This is a genomic window from Roseibium sp. (genome assembly GCF_050301095.1).
GTDB lineage: Bacteria > Pseudomonadota > Alphaproteobacteria > Rhizobiales > Stappiaceae > Roseibium.
This window is the reverse complement of the sequence record NZ_JBNKYW010000031.1, coordinates 1-15,520: the sequence shown is the minus strand read 5'-3', so window position 1 is coordinate 15,520 and position 15,520 is coordinate 1. Positions and strand designations below refer to the sequence as shown.

Here is a 15,520-nt window from a genome sequence, read left to right as displayed (position 1 = left end):
GGTCGCGATTTTTTCCCAGAGATGCAGGGGAAGTCCCTCTCCGGCGTCGTTGACCAGCTGCGCCAGAATGGCTGCGTCCTCGGGGCGTGCGGGGCGAATAATGGGGGCGTCGTCGTTGCTCCTGCTCATCTGAAACTTCTCCCATGCCCGAGGAACCTTGTTTGCCAGTCAGTCCTCATCCGTCTTGGCAGAGCCCATGCGGTGGGGCGAGGACGGAGACCGGCACCATAACACTTGTTGCAGGACCGCAGGGACTGGTAGGCTTCTGCCATATTGATAGTAACGGTTGGGAGATATTGATGAAACTCACCTGGTACGGCCATTCCGCCTTCAGGATCGATATCAAGGACGCCTCGATCCTGATTGATCCGTTCCTGACCGGTAACCCGTCTTTTCCGTCCAATCTGACAACCGACCAGGTTGCTGACGGCGTAACTCATGTGATTCTGACTCACGGTCATGACGATCACATCGGCGACACGGTTGAAATTGCGAAAAAAACCGGCGCCCAGCTAACCGCCAATTTCGAGATCTGCATGTGGGCAACCCGGCAGGGTATCAAGAACATCAGTCCGATGAACTCCGGCGGCAATGTCGATGCCGGTCCTTTCCGGGTGGCGCTGACACGGGCGGACCATTCCTCGTCCAAGCAGACCGACGGCGAAGCCATCTACCTGGGAAATCCGCATGGCGTGATCATCGAGGCTCCGGGCGAAAAGGTTCTCTACCACATGGGCGACACGGACATCTTTTCCGACATGGCACTGATCAATGAAATCTACCGACCCGGCATAGGACTGGTGCCCATCGGTGACCGGTTCACCATGGGGGGCAAGGTGGCGGCGATGGCGTGCCGTCGTTTCTTCGAATTCGACACGATCGTGCCGTGTCACTTCGGCACTTTTCCGATCATCGACCAGACATCCGAAACTTTTGTCGCCGCCATGGGAAGCGATGGCGATAAAGTGCAGCAGATCGTACCGGGCACGAGCCTGGATCTCTAGTATTGCACGGTGAGAAAGTGGAATTGAACCTGATGACCCCGATCCGATTGTTTCTAGGTTTGTGTCTGGCCACGATACTGGCTGTGGCGCCGGTTGCAGCCGCCGACAAGTCAGTCACGCCGGAAGACAAGCCGGTACCGTCGAAACCAAATGCCAAGCCCGGCTCCAAGGCGGCGCTCGACGAAGAGGCGGCGGCCTCAACGCCTTATCAGAAAGTGCGCGAAGTCTTTTCCGGTGACATGACCGTGGCGGGTGAGAAGGTTGCGTTCCCGCAGGACAATCCTTCCGTGAAAGCACTGGTGATTACCATGGAGCCGGGGGAAGTAACCGGCTGGCACCAGCATCAGGCGCCGCTCTTTGCCTATGTCCTGGAGGGCGAGATCACGGTCACCTATGAGGAGGTCGGCAAGAAGGTCTACCGGCAGGGTGAGGCCATACTTGAGGCCATGGATGTCACGCATCGGGGCAAGAACACCGGCGAAGGGCAGGCGCAGATCTTGACGGTGTTCCTGCTGGGGGATGGCGGCAAGGCCACCGTCCCGGAAGAGGCGCCGGGTGCCGACAAGGCCAAGGTGGAGTAACGAGCGAGTACCCCAAAAGACAGTTGGTGGAATACGCCTTCGGTGATGCTTGCTCATCGCAGTTGGAGCAGCAGGGTGAGGGGTGAGCAACCGGAGAACTCCGCAGCGGGCCTCTGAGTACAGAGGCCTATGGCGGAGCTGTCCCGGTATTGCGGCAAGACTTTCCAGCACAAGGCGCTCCGATGAGACCTTTCGAATGCGACGACGGCACCTGCTCTGGTGAACAGGTCCGTATGATCATTTTTTCCCACCCTAAGGTTTGAAGCCCTCGCTCCGCTGTTTCGTAACGGACTTGAAATGGCTTTACCTGTGAAACCATCGGCACTGCGGAACCGGGTCGCGTCAGACAGGCAAGGAAGCGCTCTGTCCGATCTCGCCAAATGGCATGTCGAGCAAACTTGATCGTCCATCAGACCTTTTGTGACTTTGATACCGAAGCGCTGCACGGGCAGCAGCTGCGATCATGAGATCCGGTACCGGTGCGAATGTCCCGGCATCTACGAATATGTGGGGCGGACAGGCTTTATGCCCGAGACATTGCGGACAAATGCGAAGTTTCGGACAGTTTCTTAGATTTAGATGCAAATGCAAATATTTATGCAAAGCAGAAAGGGTCGAAGGGAGTGAAGTCCCCTATCAAAGGCAAAGGCCAAGTATTGTTCACAAGCAATAAAAGATTGTAATTTAATGAGAAACTCAATTCAGAGTTTTCATTTGGATTGTTGGGTTATCTCAAAAATTGTTGCAAATGCAAATGATTCTTGACTACATAATATTTGTAAATGCATATTAAAAACTGCATTGGGGAGGCTTTTGGAAATGGGGCGAGGAATAGTGAATCGGGTCAGTCCGGTTTTTACTCTGTCCGGAGGGATCGCCGCGCTGGGCTTCGGGCTCCTTGCGCTGGTGGTTGTGCTTGACATCTTCGTCCGTAATCTGGGGCTTGCGAAATGGCCCTGGCTGAACGAGATCACCGAGTATCTGCTGACCATCTCCACCTTCGGCGGGGCGCCCTGGGTGTTGCGGCAATCAGCCCATGTCAATGTCGATGTCGTGCTGCGTTTGCTGCCGCAGGCCGTCGCCTTTCATGCCACGCGCCTCTCGTATTTGCTGGGGCTGGTTATCTCGGGGCTTGTGACTTGGCTGGCAATCACCGCTGCGCGAGACAGCTACAGCATAGGGTCGATGGTTTTTAAGAACCTGGTCTTTCCGGAATGGTGGATGATGGTTCCGGTCATCTGGTGCTTCGGACTGTGCAGCCTGGAGTTTTTCCTGCGCATCGTGGCGAGGTCCGGGGCATGATCTGGTGGCAGACGCTTTGTCTGATGGTCGGGCTGCTGGCCTTTCATTTCGCACTCGGTCTCCCGGTAGCATTTGCCTTTCTGGGGGCGAATCTCGTTGGCGCGTGGATATTCCTGGGGGGAGAACCCGGTCTGGTGCAGCTGGTTCGCAACGCGTCAGGATCGGTCAATTCATTCGCTCTTGCTCCCATTCCGTTGTTCGTGCTGATGGGCGAGTTGCTGTTTCACACCGGATTGGCCTATCGGGCCATTGACGCAGTGGAGAAACTGCTCGTGCGGCTACCAGCAAGGCTGGCCTGCGTCACGGTGGTCGGGGGCACAACTTTCGCTGCCCTTTCAGGTTCGTCGATCGCCAACACGGCCATGCTCGGCGGTACGCTGTCCCAGGAGATGCTGCGCAGGGGCTATTCGCCGACGCTTACTTTCGGACCGGCGATGGCTGTTGGCGGGATCGCGGTGCTGATACCGCCGTCTGCGCTGGCCGTCATGCTCGGTTCCCTGTCCGGTATTTCCATCTCCCAGCTTTTGATCGGCGGTATTTTGCCGGGCATTCTCATGGCGGCGGCGTTTTTGTTGTTCGTCATTGCCACGGCTGTCGTCTCGCCCGGAAGTGCACCGCGCAACGAGCATGTCGAGACACTCACGCTGAAACAGCGGATTGTCCCGTTCTTGCGCGACGTGGTGCCGCTATCGGGCATTTTCGTGGCGGTGATCGGCGGCTTGCTGGCTGGTTTCGCCACCCCGACGGAAGCGGCCGCGCTCGGTTCCGCCGCGGCCTTTATCGCCACAATCGCCTACAGGCAGCTGACCTTTGGCAACCTGGTGAAGTCGCTGATGGAAACGGCGAAGGTGTCGATCTCCATTCTGTTCATCATCGTGGCATCGACCACTTTTTCGCAGATCCTGTCGTTTTCCGGCGCGACCATGGGCTTTCTGACGCTCATTCGCGATGTCGAAATGTCCCCGATGGTTCTGATCCTGGCGATGCTCGGTATCATTCTGGTGCTCGGATGTCTGATCGATCAGGTGTCTATCATGATGATTACCCTGCCGTTCTTCATGCCGATCGCGCAAACGGCCGGCATTGAACCGGTTTGGCTCGGGCTGATGATGCTGGTCGCCATCGAACTGGGGCTGCTGACACCGCCTTTCGGCATCTTGCTCATGGTCATGCAGGGGGCCAGCCGCGCCACACCGCTTGTGCAGATCTACAAGGCCGCATTGCCCTTCATCATCATCGAGCTTGTCATACTGGCGCTGATGCTTCTGGTGCCCGAGGTGACCATGTATCTGCCAACGCTCATTCGCTGAACTTTTCAAGAAACCCACAATCGGCAACAGGAGATCAATCGTGGCTTTCAGCTTCAAGAAACTAATCTCGGCGGCAATCGCCGCAGGCTGTCTGGCGTCGCCGGCACTCGCGGATGAGGTCAAGCTACGCGCCGTGTCCGCCTTTCAATTGGGTACGGTGTTCTATGAACCGTTCGAACGCTTCGTTGATCGGGTCAACGAAAAGGGCAAGGGTATCGTGCAGATCGAAGTGCTCGGTGGGCCGGATGCCATGCCGCCGTTCGAACTTGGCAATGCCTTGCGCTCCGGCATTGTGGATATGGCCAACACCACGGCCGTTTATCACGCCAATCTGGTGCCCGAAGGTTTGGCGATGACGCTGACCAACCGTTCGATGGCCGAGTTGCGCGAAAACGGCGGCTATGAGCTGCTCGACAAATTGCATCGGGAGAAGGCGGGCATCCACTGGCTTGGACGCCTGACCGAAAACGTCAACTACTACATCTATCTGTCAAAGGCTTCAGAACCGGTCGACTTCAGCAGCCTCAAGGTACGTTCGGCGCCCGTCTATCAGGCCTTTTTTTCGGCACTCGGTATCACGCCGGTGCAAATGCCGGCGGGTGAAGTCTTCACGGCCCTGGAACGGGGCGCGGTCGACGGTTATGCCTGGCCAGCGCTCGGGGTATTCGATCTTGGATGGCAGGAAAAAACCGGTGCGCGGATCGACCCGGGGTTCTTTCAGGTCGAGACCGGCGTCTACTTCTCTCAGAGTTCCTGGGCAAAGCTGACCGAAGAACAAAGGAATTTTCTCAACGAGCAGATGCTCTCCATTGAGGCGGAAGCTGGTCGCTACGAAAAATTGGCAGAAGATGAGTTTGAGCGTCAGGCCGGTGCCGGGATCAAGACCATTACTCTGACGGGTGACGACGCTGAGGCTTTCAACACGCTGGCGGCCGAAGAAGGCTGGAAGCCGATCATCGCCGCCAGCCCGGAACATGGCCCCAAGCTTCGCGAGCTGTTGGCCAAGTAGGTCCCCGATTGGGGAAGCGGTCACTGAAGGGCTCATGCCAATGGAGGTCATAAATCATGACGCGCTGGCAGATCCCTTCAGGTTTTGCGATGATGGTGTGCTCAGACCGGTTCGGTAAGAGGCTGGTCGGACTTTCAACGCGGGATCGATGTCCGGAGGGCCTGAATGTTGGGCCCTCCGAAAGCCGATTGACCATCCATCGGCATGCGTTCGGCTTTTTGATCCGGACAATGTCGTTTCAGTCAAAGCGGAAAGCGGACCTTTGGGTTCGCTTTTTTTGATGCGTGATTAGAGCCGCCCAAGAAGATCGGGGGTCGGCCAGGCGTCGGCCGGAAGGCCGACCTTCTTTTGCACATCCTGCACGGCTGCACGCGTGCCGGCACCGAGGATGCCGTCGATCTTGCCGACGTCGTAACCCATGCCTGCGAGTTTCTTTTGAAGCTGCTTCATCTGGGCATCGCTCAATCCCGGTTCCGGATTGCCGGCTTCATAACGCGGCGCACCGGCAAGGCGAGTGGCGAAATAGGCAGCCGTGGTCGTATAGATGAAGGACTGGTTCCACTTCAGGTAGATGCCGTAGTTGGGATAGGCCAGGAACGCCGGACCGTGGCGCCCTTGCGGCAACAGCAGCGAAGCCGGCAGGTTGCTGGAAATTTTGCCCCAGCGCGACTGCACTCCGAGAGCGGCCCATTCAGCCCCGGTCTTTGTCGTGTCGAGGCCGCTCTGGGACCAGTCGAGATTTCGCGGGACGTCCACTTCCTGCAGCCAGGGCTCGCCCCGCCGCCAGCCAAGATGCTGGATGAAGGCGCCTGCGGTGAGGATCGCGTCCGGTGCGCTTTCCTTCAGCTTCACATGGCCGTCGCCGTCACCGTCGCGTCCGAACTTGATGATGTCTTCCGGCAACATCTGTACCATGCCGATTTCACCCGCCCAGGCCCCGGTGGTATTGCGCGGGTCGAGGTCGCCGTGCTGGACCATTTCGATGGCGGCGAGAAGTTGCGGACGGAACAATTCCGGCCGCCTGCAGTCATGAGCAAGCGTTGCCAGCGCATTGACCGTGTTGAAATCGCCCTGAACCGCGCCGAAGTCTGTCTCAAGGGCCCAGAAGGCGGTGATCACCGGGGCAGGGACGCCATACTCCTTTTCCGTCCGTTGAAAGATGCCGGCGTATTTTTTCATGTTCGCGGCGCCGTTCTTCATCCGGTAACCGGAAATGACCCGTTTGGAGAAATCCAGAAAGGCCATCTTGAAGACGCCTTGGGCACGGTCGCGTGCGAGAACCTTTTTGTCGATCTGGGCACCGGCAAGCGTCTGGTCGGCTGCGCGGGCGGAAAGTCCCTTTGCGACCGCCTCCTGCTTGACCCCGGCCAGAAATTGCCGGAAGTCCCCGCCACATTGCTGTGCAAGGGAAGCGGAGGTGGTCAGGCAAAGGCCTGTCAGGACAGTCGCGGCAATTCGGGTGGCATGGGAAACACGGCGGGTCATGAAAAATCCTGTCGTCTATGGGCGGGAGGGAAGAGCCTTCCGGAATCCGGCCAAAGTTGACAGTGCTTCGCCTGGAAGGTCAACCGTTCACTTGTCGCGACGTCCTAGCGGCAGCTTCCGAGGCCGGAACCCGCCACGATGCTGCCGTCTGGCGCTTTGCGCATGGGGGAGTTCACGCTCGCGGTGGAACGGCAGTCGGGCGCCGGGCCCGGAAGATTCGGGAGTGGCTCCGCATTGATTCCGGAGGTTTGCTGCACGCACATCTGATAGGCCATGTCATAGAGGGACTGCCATCCGCCGGGCATGGAACCGAGGTTGTTCAGAACACCCAGAGCGGCACCGGCCCTGGCGCCCCGGTACGCGCCGGACGGCCCCTGCCACGCGCCACCGGCCACGGCGCCGGCCATCCCTCCGGAAACGGCATCTCCCACCACATCACCACTGCCCATGTGTGCGTTGGCGTAGTCGGTCGCATAGAGCACGCAATCCGATCCGTCCGCAAGAGTTGGACCGGAAGCTGGCGCGGATGCCAATAGGATAACGGCAATCCAGCTTCGATGAACTTGAAACATGATCCGTCTCCTGTGGGCAATGACACGTTATCAATGTAATTCATCCGCCTTAACAAGGCTCTACCCGGAAAGTTCCATTTCAATCCGGTGCGTCCGCCCGCTCCAGGAACTTCTGGCCGATAAATCCGGTCTGCCCATCATGAATGACGCCGCACCACCAGGTGCCGCATTGGTCGAACCGGACTTCGGTGCCCGCTTGAATAATACCCAGGACCGAGGCGTCCTTGTCCGCATCTTGCCGGAAATTGACCGAGGCCAACACCTTGCCGGTATAGGGGTAGTTCGAGGTCTCCGACGGCAATGCGGCGGGTGCCACCGGCTGGCTTTTTCCGGGAGCGTTTACCATGTCCGTCACGATTGCCGGCGTCTCATTCCCTGTCTTGGATGCCCCTGTCTTGGCTGCCGTATCTCCGCGCACCGAACCGGAAAGGCGAAGGTCAATCCTTTTGTCTGTGGATCCGGCATAGGCAAGTGCGGGCGGCGTGTCGGCGGCCCGGCGCTTCAAGGCGGCAGCCCGTGAGCCGGAAAGCGGCGCTTCAAGGCGCGCCTGGATCTTGTCCTCGGTGGTGTTGTCCTGGCTCAGATGTGACTGAAACTGGCCGCTTTCATGGGACGTGCTTATGCCCCGGAGCGCAAACGCCTTGCGGATGCGGTCCTTTGCATTGGCGATTTTCTGGGCGCTCACTCCCCCCAGCTGGGCAACGGCCGGTTGAAGCGGCTCTTTTTTTGCTCCAGCCAGTTCCGTGGAACTTGCGTCAATAAGGTTTTCGATAGTTGGTTCGGTCTTGATCAACCGAGTTTCGACCGGACGGCTGCCGTCATCCGTCCCGGTCAGCAAGCCGGAAAGGCTGACAGCGACAGCTACGCCGCCACACAAGACAAGCATTGCCGTTCCCAACACAAGTGTCCTGAAACTCGGTCCGCCACGGATTGTTGCAATCGCGGCTTCCCTGAACCTGCGGGGAACTGTTTCTTTTTGCCGTTCGAAGTGGTTGCGGCGTAATGGACGGTTGAAGACGCCCGGCATGTCCAGCTCCGCATCCTCTGGCTGTTCAACCAGCCTGGGCCTGCGATTTCCGGAACGGGCCTTGTGATAGGCCGTTTCGATCTCCTGAGAAGCCGCGTGCAGCTGCAGGATCTTTGCTGCCAGTTCGCTTCCCTCAATAGCCCGGATTTCATTTGAAGGCTCCGCGCCGGAACAGAGGTCTCCGGCGGACATCAAGTCTTTTTGCGAATGGGGCAGGTTTGCATTGTCCGGTCCGATATCAGATTGGCTGTCGCAAGATTTGGCTGGCGCGGATACGGCGTACATATGGCCCTCCTGACTTTGCGGAAAAATTCTCGTTCAGATCGGTCGCGGTCTGAGTGGCGGGTATTAATCTCCGGCAATGCGTCGTCACACGGGCCGGATTGTGACTTCTCTGAGGAAATTTTCTGCCCGGGCGGTTCAGCGACGGCTATCGGCCGGACAAGGCCGTTTGCAAAAGCCTAACCAGTCCCTGCCATACTGCTCTGAACAAGGGTGTTCCGAGCAGGCATGCCCGCGGCAAATACGGCAATCGGGACAACGGCAAGACATGACGACACGCTGGATCAGGCTGAAAATTGCAAGGGCGGCGAAGCTGACAGCCGGACTGGTGACAGGCCTGGGGCTGGCTTGCCAGGCGGGCCTTGCTCAGGAGGTTCCGGAACTCAAGGTGGGGCTGATGGCCACGCTTTCCGGACCGGCCGCGGTTTACGGCGAGCAGATCCGCGACGGTTTTATGCTGGCGGTCAAGCAATCGAACGGAGCGCTAGGCGGCCTGCCGACCAATGTGATCGTGGTCGACGACAAGCTGGATCCCGATTACGCCGTCGAACAGGTCACCAAACTGGTCGAGGAAAACGGCATCGATGTACTGGTCGGTGTGAACTTCTCCAAGATCATGCTGGCCGTGCACGATCCTGTCGTGCGCTCAAAGACGTTGTTCATCGGTACGCATTCCGCTCCCGCGCCGATCGCCGGACGCAATTGCAGCCGCTATTTCTTTTCCACCGCCTCTCAGGACGACCAGGTTCACGAGACCATGGGACGCTATGCGAGCCTGAAGGGTTACCAGAAGGTTGTGACCATTGCGCCGGATTATGAAGCTGCACGCGATTCCGTGGCGGCCTTTCGCCGGCACTTCAAGGGGCAGATTGCCCGAGAACTTTTCCCGAAGCTCGGCCAGACGGACTTTTCCGAAGAGTTCAGGGAAATAGAGGCCATCGAACCGGACGCGATCTACGCCTTCATGCCGGGCGGAATGGGCGTGGAACTGGTCAGGCAGTTTCACACTTCCGGCCTGAAGGGCATCGTGCCGTTCCTGTCCGCGCGGACCATCAATGCGGTGACGTTGCCTTACATGGCCGAAACGGCGGAAGGGCTGATGTCCGCGTCCCAATGGGCGCCGAACCTAGACAATCCGGCAAACAAGCGTTTCGTGCGCGAGTTCGGCCGGGAATACAAATACCAGCCCTCCGTCTATGCCGCCGAGGGTTATGATGCCGCCAAACTCATCCACTTCGCCCTGGAACTGACGGGCGGCGTGAAGGACCAGGAGGCGCTTATCTCCGCCATCAGCGCTGCGCCGTTCGAAAGCGTGCGCGGCGACTTCCGCTTCAACTCCAATCAATTCCCGATTCAGGACTTCTACGTGGTGGAAGGGGTCCGGCGCACCAGCCGGATTTACGAGATGGAAGCAACTGCCCGCGTGTTCGACGACGTCGGCGACGCCTATTCCGGTTCCTGCCGGATGTAGGCTGGAAGCCGCGCGGACCTTCCAATTGCGGGGTTTTGAAACGGTCAGTCCAAAATTTTGCGCGCTGCCGTCTTGTATTCCGGACTGGGCAGTCCATATCATGGGACATGTCAACGACGCTGTCACACAATCCGCCTGCAGATAAAGGCACTCACGGACCGGGCCGGCCACGCAACTTCGATGAAGCTGCTGCGCTCGAAGCCGCAATGAATGTCTTCTGGCAAAAGGGCTTTGAGGCAACGTCTCTGGATGACCTGACGAAAGCCATGGGCTTGAGCCGGTCGAGTTTTTACGGCGCTTTCGGCGACAAGCAATCGCTGTTCCTGAGGGCCGTGCAGCACTATTCCAACAATGGTATCCGCACCTTGAGACAAGTCGCTCAAACCGCCGGCGGTGACGCCATCGGTGCCATGATGGAGGCCATTTCGGATCCCAAGGGCGGGACCAAAGGTTGCCTTCTGGTCAATTGCATTACCGAACTTGCTCCCCATGACGAGAAGGTGGCCGAACTCGGACGCCGTCATCTGGAGAGCATTGAGGAGATTTTCGCTAAGGCTCTGAATCCTGAAAACCCCGAAGCAGTCAGAGACAAGGCACGGGCCTATTCCTCGCTTGCCATCGGAACCCTGGCGCTCCGCAAGGCCGGAATTCCGGCCGACAGGATTGCCGACACCCTGAAACAGGCCCGAACGGTACTCTCAACCTAACGGACTTCCTCAGGACGGGGTGATTCAACTCCGTCCCAGTGAGTAGTGCGTCTAAATATGGACTGAACAGTCCGAAATAGTCCAGTGAATCGACAGGCAGTAAAGGACAAGTCGACAATGTCACAAGGAAAGCTTTTTACTCCGGCAAAAGCCGGTGCAATCGAATTGAGGAACCGGGTCGTGATGGCCCCCCTGACGCGCAACCGCGCCCGGGCGGAAGACGACGCCCCGTTCGACATTCACGTGGAGTACTATCGGCAGCGTGCCGGCGCCGGCCTGATCATCACCGAAGCCTCCCAGATTTCGCCTCAGGGCAAGGGCTATGCCTGGACGCCGGGGATCTATTCAAAGGCTCAGATTGAAGGCTGGAAAAAGGTCACGGACGCGGTTCATGCGGAAGGCGGCAAGATCGTCATCCAGCTCTGGCATGTCGGACGGATTTCGCATCCCGTTCTTCAGCCGGGCGGCGCGGATCCGGTCGCCCCGTCTGCCATCGCGGCGCAATCCAAGACCTTCGACGGCTCGCAATTCGTCGAGACGCCTACGCCGCGGGCGCTGGAGATCGCCGAAATTCCGGGGATTGTCGAGGACTACCGGAAGGCTGCCGAGAACGCGAAGAAAGCCGGCTTCGACGGCATCGAGGTGCATGCGGCCAATGGCTATCTGATCGACCAGTTCCTGCGCGACGGCTCCAACAAGCGGGAAGATGCCTATGGCGGTTCCATTGAAAACAGAGCCCGTTTTCTGAAAGAGGTCATGGACGCGGTTGTCGGTGTCTGGGGAGGCGAACGGGTCGGTATCCGCCTCAGCCCGTTCTCCAATGCCAACGACATTGCCGACAGCAACCCGCAGGAGACGTTCAGCCACGTCATCAGGCTCCTGAACGGCTACAAGCTTGCTTATCTCCATCTTGTGGAAGGTCAGACCGGCGGTCCGCGTGACATTCCGGAGGGGGGAGACTTGGCGGCACTCTATGCGCTCTTCGATGGAGCGAGGATGGGCAACAACGGCTTTGACCGGGAAAGCGCCATCGAAGCCGTGGAAAGCGGCCGGATCGATTTTGTCGCCTTTGGCCGCCCGTTCATCTCCAACCCGGATCTGGTCCTGCGGCTGGAACAGGACGCTCAGCTGAATGCACTCGACCCGGACACGCTCTATGGCGGTGGCCTCAAAGGCTACACGGACTATCCGACATTGGCGGAAAGCGCGGTTGCGGCCGAATAAACGGCTTCAGGCCGCGTGACATCCACCCCTTCGGCGTGGCCTGAAAAGCGGCCGGTGCAGGCTTTGAACTGCACCGGCCGTCTTTATGGAGCTTATGTCTTGGCCTGTCCCTGGCCGTGACCAGCTATGTGAATTGCACACCAGCTCCCCAGTCCCAGTTCCACGAATGCGGCGATCTGGAGGGATGCCGGTGGCAGACCGTCAAGCGGAAGGCTGATCAGCCGTCCGAAACCATAAGAAAGCAGGAGGCCCGTTGAGGTAACAAGAGCCGGGCGCTCGAAAGAGGGGAGGATCAATCCGGCCAGAGCAATCGCGCCGCCGAACAGAAGCAGGACGCCGGGTGAACGGATCTCGCTCATCATTGCGGCGGACGGATCGAGGACGACCTGGTTCAGACCGAAGAGGAATGCGGGAGCGAAAACGATCAGGCTTCCGACTGCGATTAATGTGACGGCCGAAAGCGTCAGGGCGGCTTTTTGGGAAACGTTGCTCATATGACAACTCCTGGGCGGTGGTGGACTGGCACCAAGATGAGCGGGCACGGTCGGAGAATCTATGTTAGAAAACGCTGACGTCTTTGCAGATCGTCCAGAATTCCAAAAAAGGCTGCGTTGCACATGTCGAAAGCGTCCGAGATTGCGCCTCCTGCGGGGCCTGGCACGCACACGGACGGAGACCCCCTCGGGGAAGTCCTGCATCTGCTGCAACTCACAGGAACGTTCTATTGCGTCCCGGAGCTGTCGGCTCCCTGGGGTATTCGTGTCCCGGATCTGAACGGGCAACTCGTGCTAATAGCCATGACGGAGGGCAATTGCCGCGTCGAATTCGAGAATGGAGATGAGCTGACCCTGTCGGCCGGACAACTGGTTCTTCTGCCTCGAGGACACGCGGTTGATCTGAGCGATGCGCCCGGCAACACTCTGACGCCGCTATTTGATATCCCTGCGACACGGCATAACGCCCGGTTCGAAACCATGGTCCATGGCGGTGGCGGTGCCTTAACCCGGATGACCTGTGGTGTCCTGAATGTGGATCATGCGGCGGCGGACCGGTTGGTCAGTCTTCTGCCGAATGCGATTTTCCTGGACAGTTTTGACCCGGCAGCCGGGGCCTGGGTTCAAAGCACGCTGAAATTTCTCGCAGAAGAGGCGCGTGACCCGAAGCCTGGTGGCGAAACCATACTTACCCGGCTGACCGACATTCTGGTGGTGCAGGCTATCCGGGCCTGGCTCGAAACCGCCAGTGATCAGGAAACAGGCTGGTTGGCGGCCTTGCGCGATCCGAAGGTCGGACGAGCTTTGCAGGCTTTTCATCAGTCACCACAAGTCGGCTGGTCGGTTGGCGGCCTTGCCAACGCTGCGGGCATGTCCCGATCAGCTTTTGCTGCCCGGTTCAAGGCCCTGACGGGAGAGCAGGTGATGCAATATGCCACTCGCTGGCGTATGCAACTGGCAGGTGCCGAACTTCGGCAAGGCCGGCGGTCGATCGCCGAAATCGCCGCGCAGGCAGGCTACGAGTCCGAGGCGGCTTTCTCCAGGGTCTTCAAAAAGACAACCGGACGGACGCCTGGCTCGCTTCGCCGGGCCTGACCGTACCGGAGCGTACACTTTGGGCTTGATCCGGCCTTTCGTTCTTGTCAAAAACCTGTCAAACCCGATATCAGAACACAATTTTGGTGCGGCAAAGCGCCTGCTTCAGCCGGGAAACCGGGTGGGCAGGGCGCCGGCCAACAGCTTTCACATTTGGGAGAGACTTGAATGCCCCCGTATCGTTCCAGAACGTCTACCCATGGCCGCAACATGGCCGGCGCGCGCGGCCTTTGGCGTGCCACGGGTATGAAGGACGGTGATTTCGGCAAGCCGATCATCGCGATTGCCAACTCCTTCACGCAGTTCGTGCCCGGTCACGTTCACCTGAAGGACCTGGGCCAGCTGGTCGCGCGTGAAGTTGAAAAAGCGGGTGGTGTTGCCAAGGAGTTCAACACGATTGCCGTCGACGACGGCATCGCCATGGGCCATGACGGCATGCTCTATTCGCTGCCTTCGCGTGAAGTCATTTCCGATGCGGTCGAATATATGGTCAACGGCCATTGCGCCGACGCGCTGGTCTGTATTTCCAACTGCGACAAGATCACTCCGGGCATGTTGAACGCTGCGATGCGGCTGAATATTCCGGTCGTGTTCGTCTCCGGCGGGCCGATGGAGGCGGGCAAGGTCGTTTTGGAAAACGGTGAGGCGAAATCCATCGACCTGATCGATGCCATGGTGGCGGCTGCCGACGACAAGATGTCCGACGCCGACGTTCTGACCATGGAGCAGAATGCCTGCCCGACCTGCGGCTCCTGCTCGGGCATGTTCACCGCCAACTCCATGAACTGCCTGACGGAAGCCCTCGGTCTTGCCCTGCCGGGCAACGGCTCGACGCTGGCAACCCATGCGGACCGCGAACGCCTGTTCGTGGAAGCCGGTCACCTGATTGTCGATCTGGCAAAGCGATACTACGAACAGGACGACGAAAGTGTCCTGCCGCGAAATATTGCCAACTTCAAGGCGTTCGAAAATGCCATGAGCCTCGATATTTCCATGGGCGGTTCCACCAACACGATCCTCCATCTTCTGGCAGCCTCCCACGAAGGCGAGATCGGCTTCACGATGGATGACATCGACCGCCTGTCCAAAAAGGTCCCGGTGCTCTGCAAGGTCGCGCCGGCGGTTGCCAACATTCACATGGAGGACGTTCACCGCGCCGGTGGCATCATGGGCATTCTGGGCGAGCTTGACCGGGCGGGCCTGTTGCATTCCGACCTTCCGACGGTTCACGCGGCGACCATGAAAGAAGCGCTTGCCCGCTGGGATGTTTGTCAGACCAACTCAGAGAGCGTGCACACCTTCTACAAGGCTGCGCCAGGTGGTGTGCCGTCCCAGGTGGCCTTCAGCCAGCAGCGCCGCTGGGATGATCTCGACCTCGACCGGCAGTCCGGCGTGATCCGCGATGCCGATCACGCCTACAGCAAGGACGGCGGTCTCGCCGTGCTTTACGGCAACATCGCCAAGGACGGCTGTGTGGTGAAGACCGCGGGTGTTGACGAAAGCATCCTGACCTTCACAGGTCCGGCCCGGATCTTCGAAAGTCAGGACAGCGCCGTTTCCGCGATCCTGACAAACAAGGTCAATCCGGGTGACGTGGTCCTGATCCGCTATGAAGGTCCGCGTGGCGGACCGGGTATGCAGGAGATGCTCTACCCGACCAGCTACCTGAAGTCCAAGGGTCTGGGCAAAGCCTGCGCCCTGATCACCGACGGCCGTTTCTCCGGTGGATCCTCTGGTCTGTCCATCGGTCACATTTCGCCGGAAGCCGCCGAAGGCGGCGCGATCGGGCTGGTGGAAGAGGGCGACACGATCGTCATCGATATTCCGAACCGCGTCCTGAAGGTGGATGTCTCAGACGATGTGCTTGCCGCGCGCCGCGCGGCCATGGAGGCCAGGGGCGGAGAGGCATGGAAGCCTGTCGAAAAACGCAAGCGCAAGATTTCCACGGCACTGCGGG

14 protein-coding genes are annotated in these 15,520 nt (G+C 59.1%); 10 read left to right on the top strand and 4 right to left on the bottom strand.

Annotated elements, in window-relative coordinates; translation table 11 throughout:
- Positions 1–299: 299 nt before the first annotated feature.
- The 5 genes from ACQY7U_RS02240 to dctP all read left to right on the top strand — a co-directional run bounded on the left by ACQY7U_RS02240 (position 300) and on the right by dctP (position 5,206).
- Complete coding sequence (locus tag ACQY7U_RS02240; protein ID WP_428641532.1) at positions 300–1,004, top strand: metal-dependent hydrolase; 705 nt, start codon at positions 300–302, stop codon at positions 1,002–1,004.
- Between the two features lie 32 nt (positions 1,005–1,036).
- The gene (locus ACQY7U_RS02235) at positions 1,037–1,585 is read left to right on the top strand and encodes a cupin domain-containing protein (protein WP_428641530.1); all 549 of its coding nucleotides are present in this window, start codon (positions 1,037–1,039) and stop codon (positions 1,583–1,585) included.
- An 834-nt stretch (positions 1,586–2,419) separates the two neighbouring features.
- Positions 2,420–2,887 (top strand): TRAP transporter small permease, encoded by a 468-nt coding sequence (locus ACQY7U_RS02230; protein WP_428641528.1) that lies wholly within the window; start codon positions 2,420–2,422, stop codon positions 2,885–2,887.
- Positions 2,884–4,197 carry a TRAP transporter large permease gene (locus ACQY7U_RS02225; RefSeq protein WP_428641526.1) on the top strand — a complete coding sequence of 438 codons (1,314 nt, stop codon included), beginning with the start codon at positions 2,884–2,886 and terminating at the stop codon, positions 4,195–4,197. The genes ACQY7U_RS02230 and ACQY7U_RS02225 overlap by 4 nt, the downstream gene beginning before the upstream one ends.
- A gap of 40 nt (positions 4,198–4,237) precedes the next feature.
- Complete coding sequence (gene dctP / locus ACQY7U_RS02220; protein ID WP_428641524.1) at positions 4,238–5,206, top strand: TRAP transporter substrate-binding protein DctP; 969 nt, start codon at positions 4,238–4,240, stop codon at positions 5,204–5,206.
- Between the two features lie 288 nt (positions 5,207–5,494).
- On the opposite strand, the gene ACQY7U_RS02215 is transcribed toward dctP, so the two are convergent.
- The 3 genes from ACQY7U_RS02215 to ACQY7U_RS02205 form a co-directional block, all read right to left on the bottom strand.
- Positions 5,495–6,691, bottom strand: coding sequence for a lytic murein transglycosylase (locus ACQY7U_RS02215; RefSeq protein ID WP_428641522.1), 1,197 nt, complete (start codon positions 6,689–6,691; stop codon positions 5,495–5,497).
- 104 nt (positions 6,692–6,795) lie between these two features.
- Positions 6,796–7,263: a hypothetical protein gene (locus ACQY7U_RS02210; RefSeq protein WP_428641520.1), complete on the bottom strand. Its 468-nt coding sequence runs from the start codon at positions 7,261–7,263 to the stop codon at positions 6,796–6,798.
- Positions 7,264–7,342: 79 nt separating this feature from the next.
- Entirely contained in the window at positions 7,343–8,482 is a 1,140-nt protein-coding gene (locus ACQY7U_RS02205; protein ID WP_428641518.1) for an SH3 domain-containing protein, read from the bottom strand.
- Positions 8,483–8,840: 358 nt separating this feature from the next.
- On the opposite strand from ACQY7U_RS02205, the gene ACQY7U_RS02200 reads away from it, so the two are divergent.
- From ACQY7U_RS02200 to ACQY7U_RS02190, 3 genes are all read left to right on the top strand, one after another.
- Positions 8,841–10,043: an ABC transporter substrate-binding protein gene (locus tag ACQY7U_RS02200; RefSeq protein WP_428641516.1), complete on the top strand. Its 1,203-nt coding sequence runs from the start codon at positions 8,841–8,843 to the stop codon at positions 10,041–10,043.
- 107 nt (positions 10,044–10,150) lie between these two features.
- The gene (locus ACQY7U_RS02195; RefSeq protein ID WP_428641515.1) at positions 10,151–10,750 is read left to right on the top strand and encodes a TetR/AcrR family transcriptional regulator; all 600 of its coding nucleotides are present in this window, start codon (positions 10,151–10,153) and stop codon (positions 10,748–10,750) included.
- A gap of 117 nt (positions 10,751–10,867) precedes the next feature.
- Positions 10,868–11,974: an alkene reductase gene (locus tag ACQY7U_RS02190; protein WP_428641513.1), complete on the top strand. Its 1,107-nt coding sequence runs from the start codon at positions 10,868–10,870 to the stop codon at positions 11,972–11,974.
- A 92-nt stretch (positions 11,975–12,066) separates the two neighbouring features.
- Here the strand turns inward: ACQY7U_RS02190 and ACQY7U_RS02185 are convergent, their stop codons facing one another.
- Positions 12,067–12,468, bottom strand: a complete 402-nt coding sequence (locus tag ACQY7U_RS02185) for a DUF4345 domain-containing protein (RefSeq protein ID WP_428641511.1) — start codon at positions 12,466–12,468, stop codon at positions 12,067–12,069.
- A gap of 123 nt (positions 12,469–12,591) precedes the next feature.
- Between ACQY7U_RS02185 and ACQY7U_RS02180 the strand changes: the two genes are divergently transcribed.
- A complete protein-coding gene (locus ACQY7U_RS02180; RefSeq protein ID WP_428641510.1) occupies positions 12,592–13,563 on the top strand; it encodes an AraC family transcriptional regulator in 972 nt (323 codons plus the stop codon).
- 168 nt (positions 13,564–13,731) lie between these two features.
- Positions 13,732–15,520: dihydroxy-acid dehydratase (gene ilvD / locus ACQY7U_RS02175; RefSeq protein ID WP_428641508.1), on the top strand; the 1,789-nt coding region annotated here is incomplete at its 3' end.